Raw genomic sequence first — 16,311 nt, forward strand, 5'->3', positions numbered from 1 at the left:
ATGCCACACGCGGTGATCTTGGGAGCGGGGCGCGTCGGCGCCGCGATGGTGCGCGATCTGGCGGCCGATCCGGCCTACGACGTGACCGTGGTCGACGCGCGGTCGGAGGCGGTGGAGCGGTTCTCCGGCGACGCGCGGATCGAGGCGCGGACGGCGGACGTGGCCGATCCGGGCGCGATCGGCCGCGCGGTCGCCCACGCGGACGTGGTCGTCGGCGCGCTGCCGAGCGCGATCGGGCTGCAGACCCTGCGCGCGGTGATCGACGCCGGCAAGCCATACGTGGACATCTCCTTCATGGCGGAGGATCCCCTGGTCGAGACACCGCGGGCGGAGCGGCAGGGCGTCGTCGCGGTGGTCGACTGCGGAATCGCCCCGGGCGTGAGCAACATGATGGCCGGTTGGGCGGCGGCCAAGCTGGATCGGTGCGACCGCATCGACATCTACGTCGGCGGGCTGCCGGTCGAGCGCCGGTGGCCGTTCGAGTACAAGGCCGGATTCGCGCCGTCGGACGTGATCGAGGAGTACGTCCGGCCGGCGCGGGTCGTCGAGCACGGACAGGTCGTCGTCAAGGAGGCGCTGTCGGAGCCGGAGTTGATCGACTTTCCGTCGGTCGGCACGCTCGAGGCGTTCAACACCGACGGGTTGCGATCCCTCACCCAGACGCTGCCGGTACCCAACATGCGCGAAAAGACGCTGCGGTATCCGGGGCACGTCGCGCTGATGCGCGCGTTTCGCACCACGGGGTTGTTCTCGAAGCAACCGATCGACGTCGGCGGCGTGGCGGTGCGGCCGCTCGACGTCACCAGCGCGCTGCTGTTTCCGAAGTGGGCCTACGAAGACCGCGAGCCGGACCTCACCGTGTTGCGCGTGATCGCGCGCGGCGTCGCGGACGGCGCCGCGGTCGAGTACCGGTGGCACCTGCACGACGTCTACGATCCGGACACCGACACGCGGTCGATGTCGCGCACCACCGCCTACCCGGCCACCGCGGTCGCGCGCATGATCGCCGAGGGGCGCTTCCCGCTCGGCCCGGGGGTGTATCCGCCCGAGATCCCGGCGCAGCAGCCGGGGTTTCTCGACGAAGTGCTGGCCGCGCTGGACGCCCGCGGCGTTCGCTGTGTGGCGACCGTCGTCGAGCGCGCATGACGTCCGCCGACGCGATCGCGGCGCTCGACCGCGCGCTGGCCGACGCGATCGCGGCGGCGCGGCCGCCGGCGGCGCCGCTCGCGCCGGACGATCCGTTGCGGCCCGGCGGCGCGCTGACCGCCCGCCGCGCGGTCGCGCTGTTCGACGCGCAGATCCGCAGCCGCTTGTGCGACTACGCGGCGCGCCGGCTGCGCGCGCGCGGCGCCGGCTACTACACGATCGCGTCGGCCGGGCACGAGGGCAACGCGGCGGTGGCGGCGGCGCTGCGGCCGACCGACCCGGCGTTCGTCCACTACCGGTCTGGCGCGTTCTGGTTCGCGCGCGCCGCCCAGGTGCCCGGGCAACGTCCCGCGCGCGATCTCCTGTTGGGCGTCGTCGCGGCGCGCGACGAGCCGATCGCGGGGGGCCGCCACAAGGTGTTCGGTTCGGCTGCGCTCGCGATGCCGCCGCAAACGTCGACGATCGCGTCGCACCTGCCAAAGGCGGTCGGCTGCGCGTTTGCGATCGAGCGCGACCGCAAGTTGCGCGCGGCCGGCCGCGTCCCCGCCGACGCCATCGCGGTGTGCAGCTTTGGCGACGCATCGGCGAGCCACTCGACCGCAACCGGTGCGATCGCGGCCGCGTGCCGCATCGCGATGCACTGGCCGCTGCCGATCCTGTTCGTGTGCGAGGACAACGGCCTGGGCATCAGCGTGCCGACCCCGCCCGGATGGATCGAAGCCGCATTCGCCGGTCGCCCCGGCCTGCGCTACTTCGCCGGCGACGGGTGCGACCTCGAGTCGATCGACGCGGCGGCTCGCGCGGCGGCTCGCTACGTGCGATCGCACCGCCGGCCGGCGTTTTTGCACATGCGGTGCGTCCGGCTGCTCGGCCACGCCGGGTCGGACGTCGAGCTGGCCTATCGCAGCCCGGCGGACATCGCCGCCGGCGTGGCGCGCGATCCGGTCGCCGCGACGGCGCGCCTGCTGATCGAGACGGGGGCGCTGTCGGCCGACCAGGTGCGCGCCGCTTGGGACGCCGCGCGCGCCGAGATCGACGCCGAGGCGGATCGCGCGGCGACCGCGCCGCCGCTGCGCGACGCGGCCGACGTGATGGCGCCGTTGCGTCCGCCCCCGGCCGGCGCGGTCGCGGCCGAGGCCGCGCGGCCGGTCGATGCGGCGGCGCGGACGGCGTTTTGGGGCGACCGGCTGCCGGAGGACGCGGGGCCCGCGCCGATGGCGCACCACATCCGCGCGGCGCTCGGCGATCTGCTCGCGACGGTGCCCGAACTGCTGGTGTTCGGCGAGGACGTCGGCCGCAAGGGCGGAGTCTACGGCGTGACGCGCGGGCTGCAGGCGCGCGCCGGCGCCGCGCGCGTGTTCGACACGCTGCTCGACGAGCAGACCATCTTGGGCCTCGCGATCGGCGCCGGACACGTCGGCTACCTGCCGGTCCCGGAGATTCAATACCTCGCCTATCTTCACAACGCGATCGATCAACTGCGCGGCGAGGCGGCCACCCTGGCGTTCTTGTCGCAGCGGCAGTTCTCCAACCCGATGGTCGTGCGCATCGCCGCCTTTGCCGACCCTGATGGCTTCGGCGGCCACTTTCACAACGACAACGCGATCGCCGCGCTGCGCGAGATCCCGGGGCTCATCGTCGCGGCGCCGTCGCGCGGAGACGACGCCGCGGCGATGTTGCGCACGTGTGTGGCCGCCGCGCGCGTCGACGGCGCGGTGTGCGCGTTCCTCGAGCCGATCGCGCTGTACGCCGCGCGCGACCTGCACGCGCCGGGCGACGGCGCGCTCGCGATGCGCTACGACCCGGCCGGCCCACACGTGCCGATCGGCGCGCCGCGCATCGAGGGCGACGGCGACGTGTTGCTCGTGTCGTTCGCCAACGGCGCGCGCCACTGCCGCCGGGTGCAGCGGCGGCTCGCGGAGGCGGGCGGGCCGGCGTGCCGCGTGGTCGACCTGCGATGGCTGGCGCCGCTGCCGGTCGATGCGCTCGCCGCCTGCGCGCGCGACGCGCGCCGCGTCGTGATCGCCGACGAGACGCGGCGCACTGCGGGCGTGGGCGAGGCGATCGTCACCGCCTTGGTGGAGGCGGGCTATCGCGGGCCGATCGCGCGGGTCACGGCCGCCGACAGCTTCGTGCCTCTCGGACCCGCGGCGCGCCACGTGCTGTTGTCCGAGGCGGCGATCGAACGCGCGGCGCGCGGCGACGCCGGCCGATAGCGCGCCCCGGCGGCGCTCGGTGCGAAGCCGCCCGCGGTGCGCCGATCGCGCGCCCCACGCGGCCGCGGCCGCCTGCGGCGCCGCGGCTACGGCGCGGGTGAAAACGGCGCGACCGCGCCGACCTCGCTGCCGTCTGCGAGCGTGAACGTCACCGACCACGCGCCGGCCGGCGCGCCCAGCCGGTCGACGATCAGGTCGTCGCCGTCGTCGGCGAACGGCACGTCGCCCTCGACCGCGAAGTCGTCGTCGGCGCCGTCGGCAAAGCGCCACCAGGCGTGCAGCGCGTCGTCGAGCATCGCCGCGGCCTGGGCGCAGCCGCCGTCGAGGCAGCCGTCGGGCTGGCCGGCGGGCTCGCACGCCAGCGCGCTGAGCGCGGCGCAACCGACCTCGCCGCCCGCGGCGATCGACTCGGCCAGCGCGGTGCCGAGGTCGCCGGCTCGCGGCCCGAGGCCGGCGGGTTCGAGCCCGAGGGCGGCGAACGCCGCGTAGCTGGCCGACCCGACGCGCAGGCTGAACGCGTGCGGCGCGACGGCGACCGCGCCGGCCGCCCCGTCGACGGCGACCGCGATCGGCGAGCGGTCGACGATCGGGCGGGGCGTGTCGCCCAGGGCGAGCGAAAAGCCGTCGCGGCCGATCGACACGAGCCGGTGGCGGACGGCGCGCGGCTGGACCGCGGTGAGTTCGCTGCGCAACGTCAAAGCGGTCGCGGCTTCCGTCCGCGCGGCCACCAGCGCGTCGAGCGCCGCGCCGACCGGCCACGGTCCGCCGGCCATCGCCGCCAGGACGTCGCCGTCGAGCCCGGCCGCGGGCCGGCAGCCCGACGCGTCCGCCGGTTCGCGCAGGGCCTCGATCGCCTCGGCCAGCGGCGCGGTCGCGGCGTCTGCGTCGACCGCGCAGTCGGCCGCCGCGTCCGGGTCCGACACGGCGGCGTCGAGCGCGCAGTCGATCGCGAGCTGCGCCGGCCCGGCGGGGCAGGCCAACACGTCCCACGGCCGCGTCGCGCCCGCCGCGCGCGCCGCGGCGTCCACCGGGGTCAGGTCGAGCGCCGCCTCCAGCGCGACCGGGCCGGCGGGCAGCGCCAGCGGGCGGTCGGCCACCGCGAGGACCGCGCGGGCGCGCGGGCCGGGCGGCACCTGCGCCGCGGCGATCGCCGCGCAGCCGTACGCGGCGCGCGCGCCGGCCGGCATCTCGCCCCACGCGATCACGGTGTACGGCTCGAGCGCGCTCAGGTTCGTGTACGCCGCCACCGCGCCGAACGAGGTCATCGCGCGCGGTGGGAACTCCGACTCGGGCGGCGCGTCCGGGTCGATGTCCGCGCAGGTCGCCGTCGCGCGCCGGTACACGCGCACCTGCACCCTCGCGAACGTCGCCGGGTCGCGCCAGCCCTCGTGTGCCGTCACCAGCTCGAGCGCGGTGAAGCCTTCGTCGCTCACCTGCACGTAGAAGGTGACCGGCTGCGCGTAGTCCGCCGTCGCGCGCACGCGGAAGCTGGTGCGCGCGGCGCCCGCGACCAGATCGACGCGCGCGATGCCGCCGGCGTCGGTCGTCGCCTCCGATGCGGACAGCGCGGCGCCGGCCGGGTCGTCCACCGGCCCGTCGGCGAACGCGAAGTGGACGACGCCGCCGGCGATCGGCGCGCCTTCGTCGCGTTCGTAGCGGACGCGCAGCGCGACGGTGCCGCCGAACGGCAGGCCGATCGAGTCGGACGGCGGGTCGAGGATGACCAGCCGCGCCGCCGGAGGCGCTCCCGCGTCCGGCATCGGGGGATCGCCGCCGCCGCCGCACGCGGCGGCGAGCGCGGCGCACAGGGCGGCGCAAGTGCGCGTCATCGGGTTCACGGCGGGCGGATTCGGGTCGGCGACCGCCCGTCGACTCTACCCCGGATCAGATGGCCGCGGTACAAGCTGACGTTCGATGGGCGAGTTCACGCACCTGCACCTGCACACCCAATACAGCCTGCTGGACGGGGCGATCCGCCTCAAGGACCTGTTCCCGCGCGTGCTCGACCTGGGGATGGACGCGGTCGCCGCCACCGACCATGGCAACATGTTCGGCGCGGTCGACTTCTACACCCGGGCCAAGGAACACGGCGTCAAGCCGATCTTCGGCTGCGAGACGTACGTGGCTGCCACCGACCGCCGCGATCGGACCAACCGCCGCAACTTCCACCTCATCCTGCTCGCCAAAAACGAGGTCGGCTACAAGAACCTGTCGTACCTCAACTCGATGGGGTTCCTCGAGGGGTTCTACTACCACCCGCGCATCGACAAGCAGCTGCTGCGCGACCACTCCGAGGGGCTCATCGGCCTGTCGGCGTGCCTCGGCGGCGAGGTCGCGCAGACGTTCCACAAGCAGGGCCGGGAGGCGGCCGAACAGGTCGCGCTCGAATACAAGGACATCTTCGCGCCGGGCGACTTCTACCTCGAGCTGATGCCCAACGGGCTGCCGGAGCAGGACGAACTCAACGAGGAGCTCGCCAAGATGGGCCCGAAGCTCGGCATCCCGCTGGTGGCCACCAACGACTGCCACTACGTCGAGCAGGCCGACGCGCGGGCGCAGGAGATCCTGCTGTGCATCCAGTCGGGCAAGACGACGGCCGACGAAAAACGCCTGCGCCACACGGTCGACTCGTACTTCATCAAGAGCCCGGAGCAGATGAACGCGGCGTTCCGCCACATCCCCGAGGCGCTCGAGAACACGGTCGCGATCGCTCGCCGCTGCAACGTCGAGCTCGAGCTGAACCAGACCTATCTGCCGCAGTACCGCGTGCCGGAGGGCCACGACACGGTCAGCTACTTCCGCGAGGTGGTCGACAAGGGGCTCGAGCGGCGGTTCGAGGAGATGCGCCGGCGCGGCAAGGCGTTCGATCCGGACCAGTACCGCGAGCGCATCGCCCACGAGCTGCGCATCATCGAGCAGATGGGGTTCCCCGGCTACTTCCTGATCGTGTGGGACTTCATCAACTGGGCCAAGGAACACGGCATACCGGTCGGGCCGGGGCGCGGCTCGGGCGCCGGATCGCTGGTGGCCTACGCGATGCGCATCACCGACATCGACCCGATCGAGTTCAACCTGCTGTTCGAGCGGTTCCTGAACCCGGAGCGAATCAGCATGCCGGACATCGACGTCGACTTCTGCATGAACCGGCGCGACGAGGTGATCCGCTACGTGCAGGAAAAATACGGCCGCGACCGCGTCGGGCAGATCGCCACGTTCCACCAGCTCAAGGCGCGCGGCGTCATCCGCGACATCGCGCGGGTCATGCAGATCCCGTACGCCGAGGCCGATCGGCTGGCCAAGCTCGTGCCCGAGCCGCAACAGGGCAAGTCGCCGCCCGTGATGAAGGCGGTCGACCAGGAGCCCGAACTCAAGAAGTTGTACGAAGAGGATCCGAAGGCGAGGGAACTGCTCGACATCGCGGCCGCGCTCGAGGGTCTCAACCGGCACGTCGGCATGCACGCGGCCGGCGTCGTGATCGCCGAGAAGCCGCTTTGGGAGTACGTGCCGTGCTGCCGCGGCAAGAACGACGAGATCGTCACGCAGTTCGCCATGGCGGAGGCCGAGAAGTCGGGGCTCGTCAAGTTCGACTTCCTCGGCCTCAAGACGCTCACGGTGATCGATACGGCGGTGCGCCTGATCAACGAGCAGCGCCGCGAGGCGGGCGAGCCGGAATTCGACCTGACGGCGATCCCGATGGACGACCCGGACGTGTACGCCATGATCGCGCGGGGCGACACCACGGGCGTGTTCCAGCTCGAGTCGAGCGGCTTTCGCGAGATCCTCAAGAAGCTCAAGCCGGACAAGTTCGAGGATATCGTCGCGGCGGTCGCGCTGTACCGGCCGGGCCCCCTCGAGGGCGGCATGGTCGACGACTTCATCGATCGCAAGCACGGCCGCAAGAAGGTCGAGTACCCGCATCCCGCGCTCGAGCCGATCCTGGCGGCGACCTACGGGGTCATCGTCTACCAGGAGCAGGTGATGCAGATCGCGCAGGTGCTGGCCGGCTACAGCCTCGGCGCCGCGGACCTGCTGCGGCGCGCCATGGGCAAGAAGAAGGCCGAAGTGATGGCCAAGGAGAAGACCCGGTTCATGGCCGGGGCGCGCGAGCGCCAGGTGGACGAGCGCACCGCCGAGAAGGTGTGGGAGCTGATGGCCTACTTCGCGGGCTACGGCTTCAACCGGTCGCACTCGGCGGCCTACGGGCTCATCACCTATCAGACGGCGTACCTCAAGCACCACTTCCCGCACGAGTTCATGGCGGGGTTGATGTCGTGCGACGCCGACAACACCGACAACATCGTCAAGTTCATCGCCGAGGCGCGCGCGATGGGGCTCACCGTGGAGCGGCCGGACATCAACGAGTCGGCGGCCGACTTCCGCGTCGTGCGCTCCGACGACGGCGGCAAGGTCATCCGCTTCGGCCTCGGCGCGGTCAAGGGCGTGGGCCACGGCGCGGTCGAGGCGATCCTCGAGGCGCGCGGCGAGGGCGGCCCGTTCCGATCCATCTACGACTTCTGCGAGCGCGTCGACGGGCACCGGGCGAACCGCCGGGTGGTCGAGGCGCTCGTCAAGAGCGGCGCGTTCGATGGCATCGCCGCGGCCACCGGCGTCGCCCGCGCCCGCCTGTTTGCCGCCATCGACCGGGCGATGGAGCGCGGCGCCCAGGCCCAGCGCGACAAGAAAACGGGGCAGGCCAGCCTTTTCGGGCTGTTGAACGCCTCCGAGGAGCGGGCGGCGCAGCCGGAGACGTATCCCGACGTCGAGGAGTGGACGCCGAAACAGCGGCTCGCGTTCGAGAAGGAATCGCTCGGGTTCTACGTGAGCGGCCACCCCCTGGACCGGTATCGGTCGGAACTGGCGCGGTTCGCGACGGCGACCACGCGCGACTTCCTCGACGGGCTGCGCGCGCCGGGGGAGGCGTCCATCGGCGGGGTCGTGGCGGCGTACCGCGAACGGCCGACGCGCCGCGGTGACGGCAAGCTCGCGTTCTTCCAGCTCGAGGACACGTTCGGTCAGATCGAGGTCATCGTCTTTCCGAAGACGTTCGCCGAGGTCCGCGAGGTGCTCGTGAGCGACGAGCCCATCCTGTGCACCGGCGAGGTGCGCAACGAGGCGCCGGCCGGCGAGCCGCCGGTATGGCGCCTGATTGTCGACAGCGTGACCCCGCTGGCCGAGCTGCGGCGCCAGAAGACGAAGGCCGTCCACATCCACCTGAGCGCCGACAGCGTTCGGCCGGAGCAAATTCGCGAACTCGAGCAGCTTCTTTCGCGCTCGCGCGGGTCGTGTCAGACCGTGCTGCACCTGCGGATCCCGCACCGCTCCGAGACCATCATCCCGCTCGGCGACCGCTACAAGGTGCCGGCCAACGACGAGTTGCTGGCGCGCCTCGAGCGCCTGTTCGGCGACCGCGTTGCGGTACTTGCTTGATTTTGCGTGGAAATTTCCTTCTTGCGGCCGGGCCTGGCCCGTGGCTAGGCTCTGGGGTCCGTGCGACTTCGTCACGCCATTGCCGTCGCGGCCGCCGCCTGGCTGGCCGGCCCGCCGCTCGCGGGCGCGCAGTCGATTCGCGCCGGCGGACCGCGGGCCGTCACCGCCACCGAAGCGGCGCGCGGGTTCGCGTGGACGGCCTCCGCGTGGCGCGACGTCGTCGCGGGCAGCCCGGTCGCGCTGCGGCAGCGCGTGCAGCGCGCGCGCACGCACCGGCTCACCCGGCGGGCGCGGCGCGAACTCGCCGCGTTCCGCCGGACGCAGCGCGGTCCGTTCGACGGTCTGATCGCCGATGCGGCGGCGCAGTGGGGCGTCGATCCGTTCTTGCTCAAGGGGCTTCTGTACTGCGAGTCCCGCCTCGACCCGACCCGCGTGGGCGCGCGCATCTACCGGACGGTGCGCGGCAAGCGGGTGGCGGTCGGCGGCGGCGCGCGCGGCATCGCGCAGTTCACCCGCGACGGCATCGCGGCGGTCAACGAAGTCCGCGAAAAGCGCCAGCGACGCGGGGAGCGGGTGTACGCGTTCACGTCCGCCGACGTGATGGATCCCGAGCGCGCGATCCCCGCGGCCGCCGAACTGCTGAGCGCGTACATGCGCCGGTTCGGCCGCGACGGCGGCATCACGGCGTACAACTCGGGGCCGTACGGCGGCCGGCTCGTCCAGCGGCTCGGGTTCTGGAAGGCGCGGCGGCGCCTCGTCCAGGTCCGCGGCACCGCGCTGCAAGGTCACAGGTTTTTGTTGAAGGTCTTGCGTCAAACAAACCGATATCGCAGGCAATCCGGGTTGCGTCCGCTGCCGCTTCCACCGCGCGGCCCGGCGCGCCGGCTGCCCAGCGAGCGGCCGACTTCGTAGCGCCGCGCGGCGCGGGCGTCCGCGGCGGGCCGCGCCGCCGGCGCTGCGCGCTCCGGGCGGGCTCGCGGCCGGCGGCCCGCGCGGCCGGCGGCCCGCGCGCCCGGCGGCGCTCTCCCGCGTTCCGGCCGCGACGTCTCAGTCCAGCCCGATGCGCTCGAGATCGTCGTCGTCGAGCCCGAAAAAGTGCGCCGTCTCGTGCCACAGGGTGACGTACACCTCGTGCTCGAGGTCGTCGCCGTCGCGACATGCGCTTTCGATGTTGCGCTGGTACAGGAACACGCAGTCCGGACCGGTCGGCGCGTCGCCGACGTTGGGCTTGTCGCCGTAGGGCACGCCGGAGAAGAACCCGAGCATCCGCGGGTCGTTGCCCTCGGCGACGACCTCGACCGACGGGTAGTCGCACACGAGGATGGGCACGTTCCCGAGCCGCGCGCGGGCCTGCTCCGGCAGCGATTGGAACGCGCGCTCGGCCATCGCGTGGAACTCGTCCGGCGTCACGTGCCACGGCGGCGGCGGCGCTCGCAAGTCGAGTTCGCGGCACCGCAGCCACGCGGCGCGCATGCCGTCGACATCGCCGCGCGCCTCGCACACGAGCCCGAGCGCGTGGTGCGCGTCGGCGAGGCCGTCGTCGGCGGCCAGGGCGGCGCGCAGGTGCCGCTCGGCGGCGTCGAGGTCGCCCGCGTCGAAACAGGCCAGGGCGGCGCGCACTCGCAGCCCGGGGTCTTCGATGTCGGCGTCGCGCAGCTCGACGGCGACGGCGTGCGCGCCCTCCTCGTCGCCGGCCGCCCGCAGCGCGGCGGCCTTCAGCAGCAGCGCGTCGACGCGCTCGTCCCCGTCGGCGCACACTTCCAGCGCCTCGTCGGCGAGTCGCAGCGCCGCTTCGTGGTCGTCGAGGGTGTACAACTGCAACTCGGCGCTCTGCAACAGCGGCGACGCATAGTCGGGATCTTCCGCGGCGGCGGCCTCGTACAGCTCCAGTGCATCGGCCGTGTCGCCGCGTGCCGCGGCGACGGCGCCGCGCAGGGTCAGCACCTCCGGGTCCTTGGGCGCCAGTTCGGCGGCTCGGTCGGCGGCCACCGCCGCGCCGGTCACGTCGCCGCGGTCGAGCAGCTCCCACGCGCGGTCGAGGTGGGCGGCGACGGGATCGGTGTCGAGGCTCGAATCGGCCGGGGTGCGCATGCGACGCTATTGTAGCGGCGCCGCCGCGCGCGCGCTTTGCGGCCGGCGCCGGCTCCGGCTACGCTGGCCGCGGGCCGCCTGCGGGCCGGCCCGGAGACGAACCGACCATGACCCTGCCGCGCCTCGCGCTGTTCGCCGCCGTCGCCATCGCTGTCGCCGGCTGCCCCAAGTCCCCCCGTCCGTCACGGGTTCTGCCCGCTCCGCCCGCGACCGGAGATCCGGCGGCGCGGGCGCGGTTCGACCAGGCCCAGGCCCGGTTCGAGCGCGACGGCGCCGGGACCGCGGCGGTCGCCGACGAATTCGCGGCGATCGCCCGCGAGTTCCCGGACGATCCGATCGCGCCGTTCGCCCGGCTGTACGCCGGCCGCGCGGCGCTGCGCGCCGGCCGCTACGACGACGCCATCGCCGCGTTGGCGGCGGCGGTCGACGACCCGGCGGCCGACGCGGCGCTGCGCCGCCGCGCGCGGCTGTTCCTCGGCCTGGCGCGCGGGTATGCGGGCGATGCGGCCGGCTCGATCGCCGCGCTGGACGACCCGGATGCTCCGGTCGACGACGGCGAGCGCGCCGAGCGATTCGCGGTGTTGGCCGAGGCGCACGCCGCGCTCGGCGACGCGCCGCGCGCGTTGGCGCACTACGATCGGTGGTACCCGCTCGCGACGCTCGCCGAGCGGAGCTTCATCCTCGCGCGGGTGCGCGCTCTCGCCGCGGAGCTGGACGAGGCGGCCGCCGAGCGCACCCTGGCCGCCACCGCAGACCCCGGCCCGGCGCGACTCGCCCTGGCGGAGCGGGTTGCCGCGGTCCGGACGGCGCGCGGCGATCGCGCCGGCGCGGCCGACGCTCGCGCGATCGTCGACGCCGTGCGCGAGCGGCTCGGTCTCGGTCCGGCGCCGGCCGCCGACGGGGGCGACCCGCACCTGGTCGGCGCGGCGCTGCCGCTGTCCGGCCGCCGCGCGCGCGTCGGCGACGCGGCGCTCGCCGGACTCGGGGTCGCGACGGGCGCAGTGGGCGACCTCGAGCCGTCGCCGTTCGCGGTGAGCACCCGCGATACCCGCTCGCTCGCCGACGCGGCGGCGGACGCGGTCGACGCGCTCGCGCGCGAGGGGGCCGTGGCGGTGGTGGGCCCGCTCGACGCCGCCAGCGTGCGCGCCGCCGCCGAGCGGGCGGCGCAGCGCGGCGTCCCGCTGGTCGCGCTCGACGCGCTCGGCGGCGCGGACATTCCGGTCGACTCGCCGTTCGTGTTCCACGTCGTGCTGTCGCCGGTGGCGCGCGCCGAAGCGCTCGCGCGCCACGCCGCCGGCCGCGGCGTCCGCCGGTTTGCGATCCTCGCGCCCGACAGCGGCTACGGCCGCGCCGTCGCCGACGCATTCGCCGCGCAAGTCGACCGCCTCGGCGGCACGGTGATCGTCCGCGCCAGCTACCCGCCGGGCGCGCGGTCGTTTTCCGCGGTCGTCGAGCCGATCGCGGGCAAGCCGTGGGACGCGCTGTTCGTGCCGGACACCGCCGCGCAGCTCGAGCTGATCGCGCCGGCGCTGGCGCGTGCGAACCTGATGGTGGGACCGATCGGCGCGCGGCCGCCGAAGCAGGGCCGCCGCGTCCATCTATTGTCGACCGCCGAGGCGCTGCGACCGCGCTTCGCGCGCACGACCGGCCGCTACAGCGAGGGGGCGATCCTCGCGCCCGGATTTTACGCGGACGATCGCGACCCGATCGTCGGCCGCTACGTCGAGCGGTTTCGCCGCGCGTTCGGCCGCGATCCCGCGTATCTCGACGCGTACGCCTACGACGCCGCGTCGCTCGTGCGCGCCGCCGTCGCCGCAGGGGCGCGATCGCGTGGCGACGTCGCCGCTGCGCTCTCCCAGATGACGGTCGACGGTGTCACCGGCACGATCCGGTTCGGCGCCGACCGCCGCCGCGCCGACGACGGCCTGCTGTTCACCGTCGTGCTCGACGACGACGGCGAGTACCGGATTCGCGCGCTCCGGTAGGAGGCCGTCGCGTCGGGGCACCGGCTGCCGGCTGCACGGGGCGGGCGACCGTCGGCGTACGTCCTCGCGCGCATCTCGACGGCCCCATCGTCCGCGCCGTCGTGCGCGGCGGGCGCGCGCCGAACCGCGCACCGCATCGGGCCACGTCACCGGCGCGCCGCTGTGCAACAGCCTCGGAGCCGCCTGCGGCGCGTGCGCGGCCGCGCGCATTGACCGCCGGTCCGCCGGCGCGTAAAACCCTGCGACCATGCGGATGTCAGCGGCCTTCGTGCCCACCCTCAAAGAGAGCCCCGCCGACGCGCAGGTGCGCAGCCACGTCTACATGGTGCGCGGCGGGTTCATCCGGCAGCTCGCGGCCGGCGTGTACAACTTCTTGCCGCTCGGCTGGCGCGTCATCCACAAGATCGAGGCGATCATCCGCGACGAGATGACCCGCGCCGGCGCGCAGGAGGTGCTCATGCCCGCGGCGGTGCCGGCGGAGCTGTGGAAGGAGTCGGGCCGGTGGGACAAGTACGGGCCGGAGCTGTTGCGGTTCAAGGACCGCAAGGGCGCCGACTTCTGCTTCGGCCCGACGCACGAGGAGGTCATCGTCGACATGGTGCGGCGCGACACCAGCTCGTACCGCGACCTGCCGCTCAACCTGTTTCAGATTCAGGCCAAGTTTCGCGACGAGCTGCGCCCGCGCGCGGGGTTGATGCGCGGGCGCGAGTTCATCATGAAGGACGCCTACTCGTTCGACGTGGATCGCGAGGGCGCCCTGCGCTCGTACGAGGCGATGTACGCGGCGTACGAGCGGATCTTTCGCCGCTGTGGCCTCGCGTTCCGGGTCGTCGAGGCGGACACCGGCGCGATCGGCGGCGACCGCTCCCACGAGTTCCAGGTGCTCGCGCCGTCGGGCGAGGACACGCTGGTCGCGTGCGACGCGTGCGACTACGCGGCGAACGTCGAGCAGGCGGAATTCCGTCCGGCCGCCGCCGCGCCCGCGGGCGAGCCCGCGCCGCTGGCGCGGGTCGCGACGCCGAACGCGCGCACGATCGACGAGGTGGCGGCGTTCCTCGGCGTCGATCCGGCCCGCATCGTCAAGACGCTCGTGTACGTGGCGGGCGACGAGCTGGTCGCCGTGCTCGTCCGCGGCGATCACGCCGTCAACGAGGTGAAGCTCAAGAAGGTGCTCGGCGTCGACGCGGTGCACCTGGCCGGCGACAAGCAGACCGCGGAGGCGACCGGCGCGCCGGTCGGGTTCGCCGGGCCGGTCGGCCTCGACCTGCGCGTGATCGCCGACGCGGATCTGCGCGGCGCCACCGGCATGGTGTGCGGCGCCAACGAGGCTGATGCGCACTACACCGGGGTCGACCTCGAGCGCGACGCGCGCGTCGACGTGTGGGCGCCGATCCGGCTCGCGCAGGAGGGCGACCGCTGCCCGCGCTGCGACGCGGGCAGCTTCCGCGTCGAGCGCGGCATCGAGGTCGGCCACGTGTTCTACCTCGGCACCGTCTACTCGGAGCCGATGAACTGCACGTTCCTCGACGAGCAGGGCCAGACCCGGGTAATGGAAATGGGCTGCTACGGCATCGGGGTCACCCGCGTCGCCGCCGCCGCCATCGAGCAGCACAGCGACGACCGCGGCATCATCTGGCCGATGTCGATCGCGCCGTACGAGGTGCAGGTGCTGTCGCTGCAGGCCAAGGACGACGCGGTCGTGCGCGCGGCCGACGACATCTACGACGCGCTGCGCGCGCGCGGCATCGAAGTGCTCTACGACGACCGGCCCGAGCGCGCCGGCGCCAAGTTCGCCGACGCGGACCTCATCGGCGTGCCGCTGCGCGTGCAGGTCGGAAAGCGCGGACTGGCGGCCGGTACGGTCGAGGTCAAGTGGCGGCGCGACGCGGGCGCGAGCGACGTCCCGGTCGCCGACGTGGTCGACCGGATCGCGGCGCTGGTCGCCGAGGAGAAGGCGAGGCTGTCGGCGTGAGCTTCGATCCGGGCACCCGCCTGATCGTGGCGCTCGACGTGCCGGACGCGGCGGCGGCCGTCGCGTTGGCCGAGCGCGTTCGCGGTGCCGCGGCGCTGGTCAAGGTCGGGCTCGAGCTGTTTTGCACCGAGGGACCCCAGGTCGTGCGCCGGCTCGTCGCCGCCGGGCACCGCGTGATGCTCGACCTCAAGCTCCACGACATTCCGGCGACCGTCGCGCGCGCGGCCGAACGGGTCGCGGCGCTCGGCGCCGACTTGCTCACCGTGCACGCGGCCGGCGGTCGCGCGATGCTCGAGGCGGCCGTGCGCGCGGCGGCGCCCGTGCGCGTGCTCGCGGTCACCGTGCTCACGTCGCTCGGGGAGGACGACCTCGACGCGATCGGCGCGGTCGGTCCGGTCGCCAGCCTGGTCGACCGCCGCGCGCGCCTGGCGGCGGCGTGCGGCTGCGCGGGGATCGTGGCGTCGCCGGTCGAGGCGCGCGCGGTGCGCGGCCGCGTGCCGCGCGACTTCTTGATCGTGACGCCCGGCGTGCGGCCGGCCGGGGCGGACGCGGGCGACCAAAAGCGCGTCGCAACGCCGGCGGCGGCGGTCGCGGCCGGTGCGGACCTGGTCGTCGTCGGCCGGCCGATCCGCGACGCGGCGGACCCGGCGGCGGCGGCGCGCGCGATCGCGGACGAGCTGGCGCGCGCGCCGGAGCGGCGCTGATGGCGCGTCCGGCCGCGGCGGCAGGCGGGTAGGGCGGCGTGGCGCGGGTGGTCTACGGCGTCGGACCGGTGAGCGAGCTGCTCGAGCGGCGGCCTCGCTCGGTCGCGGTGGTGTACGTGCACAAGCCGGACGCGCGCGTCGCGGCGGCCGCAGCGCGCCGCGGCGTCGACGTGCAGGTCCGGTCGCGCGCCGAACTCGACGCGCTCGCCGGCCCGGGGGCGCGCCACCAGGGCGTCGTCGCGCTCGCGGGCGAGTTCGCCTACGCAGACTTCGACGACGTGCTCGCGGCGCAGCCGTCGCTGATCGTCGCGCTTGACTCGGTGCAGGACCCGCACAATCTCGGCGCGATCGTCCGCTCGGCGTACCTGCTCGGCGCCGACGCGGTCGTCGTGCCCAAGGACCGCGCCGCGCGCGTGACGGCCGTCGCGACCAAGGCGTCGGCGGGCGCGACGGAACACATGCCGATCGCGCGGGTGACGAACCTCGCGCGCGCGCTGGCGGACGCCAAGCGCGCGGGCATGTGGGTCGTCGGCGTCGCGTCGCACCCGGACGCGCAGCCGCTGTCCGCGATCGACGCGACCGATCGCCTCTGCCTCGTGGTCGGCGCCGAGGGCAGCGGCATCCGCCCGCTCGTGCAGCGCGCCTGCGACCGCTTCGTCGAGATCCCGATGGCGGGCGCGGCCGTCGGCAGCTTCAACGTGTCCGTCGCGGCCGCGATCGCGCTGTACGAAGTGGCGCGACAGCGCGTCGCGCGCGGCGCGTAGCGGGCC

10 protein-coding genes are annotated in these 16,311 nt (G+C 74.1%); 8 read left to right on the forward strand and 2 right to left on the reverse strand.

The features are described from left to right. Both D6689_08990 and D6689_08995 read left to right on the forward strand, forming a co-directional pair. On the forward strand, positions 1-1,146 hold the full coding sequence (locus D6689_08990; protein RMH42143.1) for a saccharopine dehydrogenase: 1,146 nt from the start codon (positions 1-3) through the stop codon (positions 1,144-1,146). Then, positions 1,143-3,362: an MFS transporter gene (locus D6689_08995; GenBank protein ID RMH42144.1), complete on the forward strand. Its 2,220-nt coding sequence runs from the start codon at positions 1,143-1,145 to the stop codon at positions 3,360-3,362. The genes D6689_08990 and D6689_08995 overlap by 4 nt, the downstream gene beginning before the upstream one ends. Before the next feature lie 86 nt (positions 3,363-3,448). Here the strand turns inward: D6689_08995 and D6689_09000 are convergent, their stop codons facing one another. Then, a complete protein-coding gene (locus D6689_09000; GenBank protein ID RMH42145.1) occupies positions 3,449-5,200 on the reverse strand; it encodes a hypothetical protein in 1,752 nt (583 codons plus the stop codon). 76 nt (positions 5,201-5,276) lie between these two features. Here D6689_09000 and D6689_09005 point away from each other — a divergent pair, with 76 nt between their 5' ends. Both D6689_09005 and D6689_09010 read left to right on the forward strand, forming a co-directional pair. Then, on the forward strand, positions 5,277-8,789 hold the full coding sequence (locus D6689_09005) for a DNA polymerase III subunit alpha (protein RMH42146.1): 3,513 nt from the start codon (positions 5,277-5,279) through the stop codon (positions 8,787-8,789). A gap of 51 nt (positions 8,790-8,840) precedes the next feature. Further along, positions 8,841-9,701 (forward strand): hypothetical protein, encoded by an 861-nt coding sequence (locus tag D6689_09010; GenBank protein ID RMH42147.1) that lies wholly within the window; start codon positions 8,841-8,843, stop codon positions 9,699-9,701. Positions 9,702-9,836: 135 nt separating this feature from the next. Here D6689_09010 and D6689_09015 read toward each other — a convergent pair whose 3' ends face one another. Next, positions 9,837-10,880, reverse strand: coding sequence for a hypothetical protein (locus tag D6689_09015; protein ID RMH42148.1), 1,044 nt, complete (start codon positions 10,878-10,880; stop codon positions 9,837-9,839). A gap of 107 nt (positions 10,881-10,987) precedes the next feature. On the opposite strand from D6689_09015, the gene D6689_09020 reads away from it, so the two are divergent. The 4 genes from D6689_09020 to rlmB all read left to right on the forward strand — a co-directional run bounded on the left by D6689_09020 (position 10,988) and on the right by rlmB (position 16,305). Continuing rightward, on the forward strand, positions 10,988-12,865 hold the full coding sequence (locus tag D6689_09020) for a hypothetical protein (protein RMH42149.1): 1,878 nt from the start codon (positions 10,988-10,990) through the stop codon (positions 12,863-12,865). Between the two features lie 247 nt (positions 12,866-13,112). Next, positions 13,113-14,837: a proline--tRNA ligase gene (locus D6689_09025; protein RMH42150.1), complete on the forward strand. Its 1,725-nt coding sequence runs from the start codon at positions 13,113-13,115 to the stop codon at positions 14,835-14,837. After that, entirely contained in the window at positions 14,834-15,541 is a 708-nt protein-coding gene (locus D6689_09030) for an orotidine-5'-phosphate decarboxylase (GenBank protein ID RMH42151.1), read from the forward strand. The genes D6689_09025 and D6689_09030 overlap by 4 nt, the downstream gene beginning before the upstream one ends. 38 nt (positions 15,542-15,579) lie before the next feature. Further along, entirely contained in the window at positions 15,580-16,305 is a 726-nt protein-coding gene (gene rlmB / locus D6689_09035) for a 23S rRNA (guanosine(2251)-2'-O)-methyltransferase RlmB (GenBank protein RMH42152.1), read from the forward strand. The last annotated feature ends 6 nt before the right edge of the window (positions 16,306-16,311 follow it).

The sequence above is a fragment of the Deltaproteobacteria bacterium genome, from assembly GCA_003696105.1.
In the GTDB taxonomy this organism is placed as follows: domain Bacteria; phylum Myxococcota_A; class Polyangia; order Haliangiales; family J016; genus J016.

Bases quoted from the DNA above. Each gene is read 5' to 3' on its own strand.
- D6689_08990 (RMH42143.1), top strand. From the start codon at position 1: ATGCCACACGCGGTGATCTTGGGAGCGGGGCGCGTCGGCGCCGCGATG.
- D6689_08995 (RMH42144.1), top strand. From the start codon at position 1,143: ATGACGTCCGCCGACGCGATCGCGGCGCTCGACCGCGCGCTGGCCGAC.
- D6689_09005 (RMH42146.1), top strand. From the start codon at position 5,277: ATGGGCGAGTTCACGCACCTGCACCTGCACACCCAATACAGCCTGCTG.
- D6689_09015 (RMH42148.1), bottom strand. From the start codon at position 10,880: ATGCGCACCCCGGCCGATTCGAGCCTCGACACCGATCCCGTCGCCGCC.
- D6689_09020 (RMH42149.1), top strand. From the start codon at position 10,988: ATGACCCTGCCGCGCCTCGCGCTGTTCGCCGCCGTCGCCATCGCTGTC.
- D6689_09025 (RMH42150.1), top strand. From the start codon at position 13,113: ATGCGGATGTCAGCGGCCTTCGTGCCCACCCTCAAAGAGAGCCCCGCC.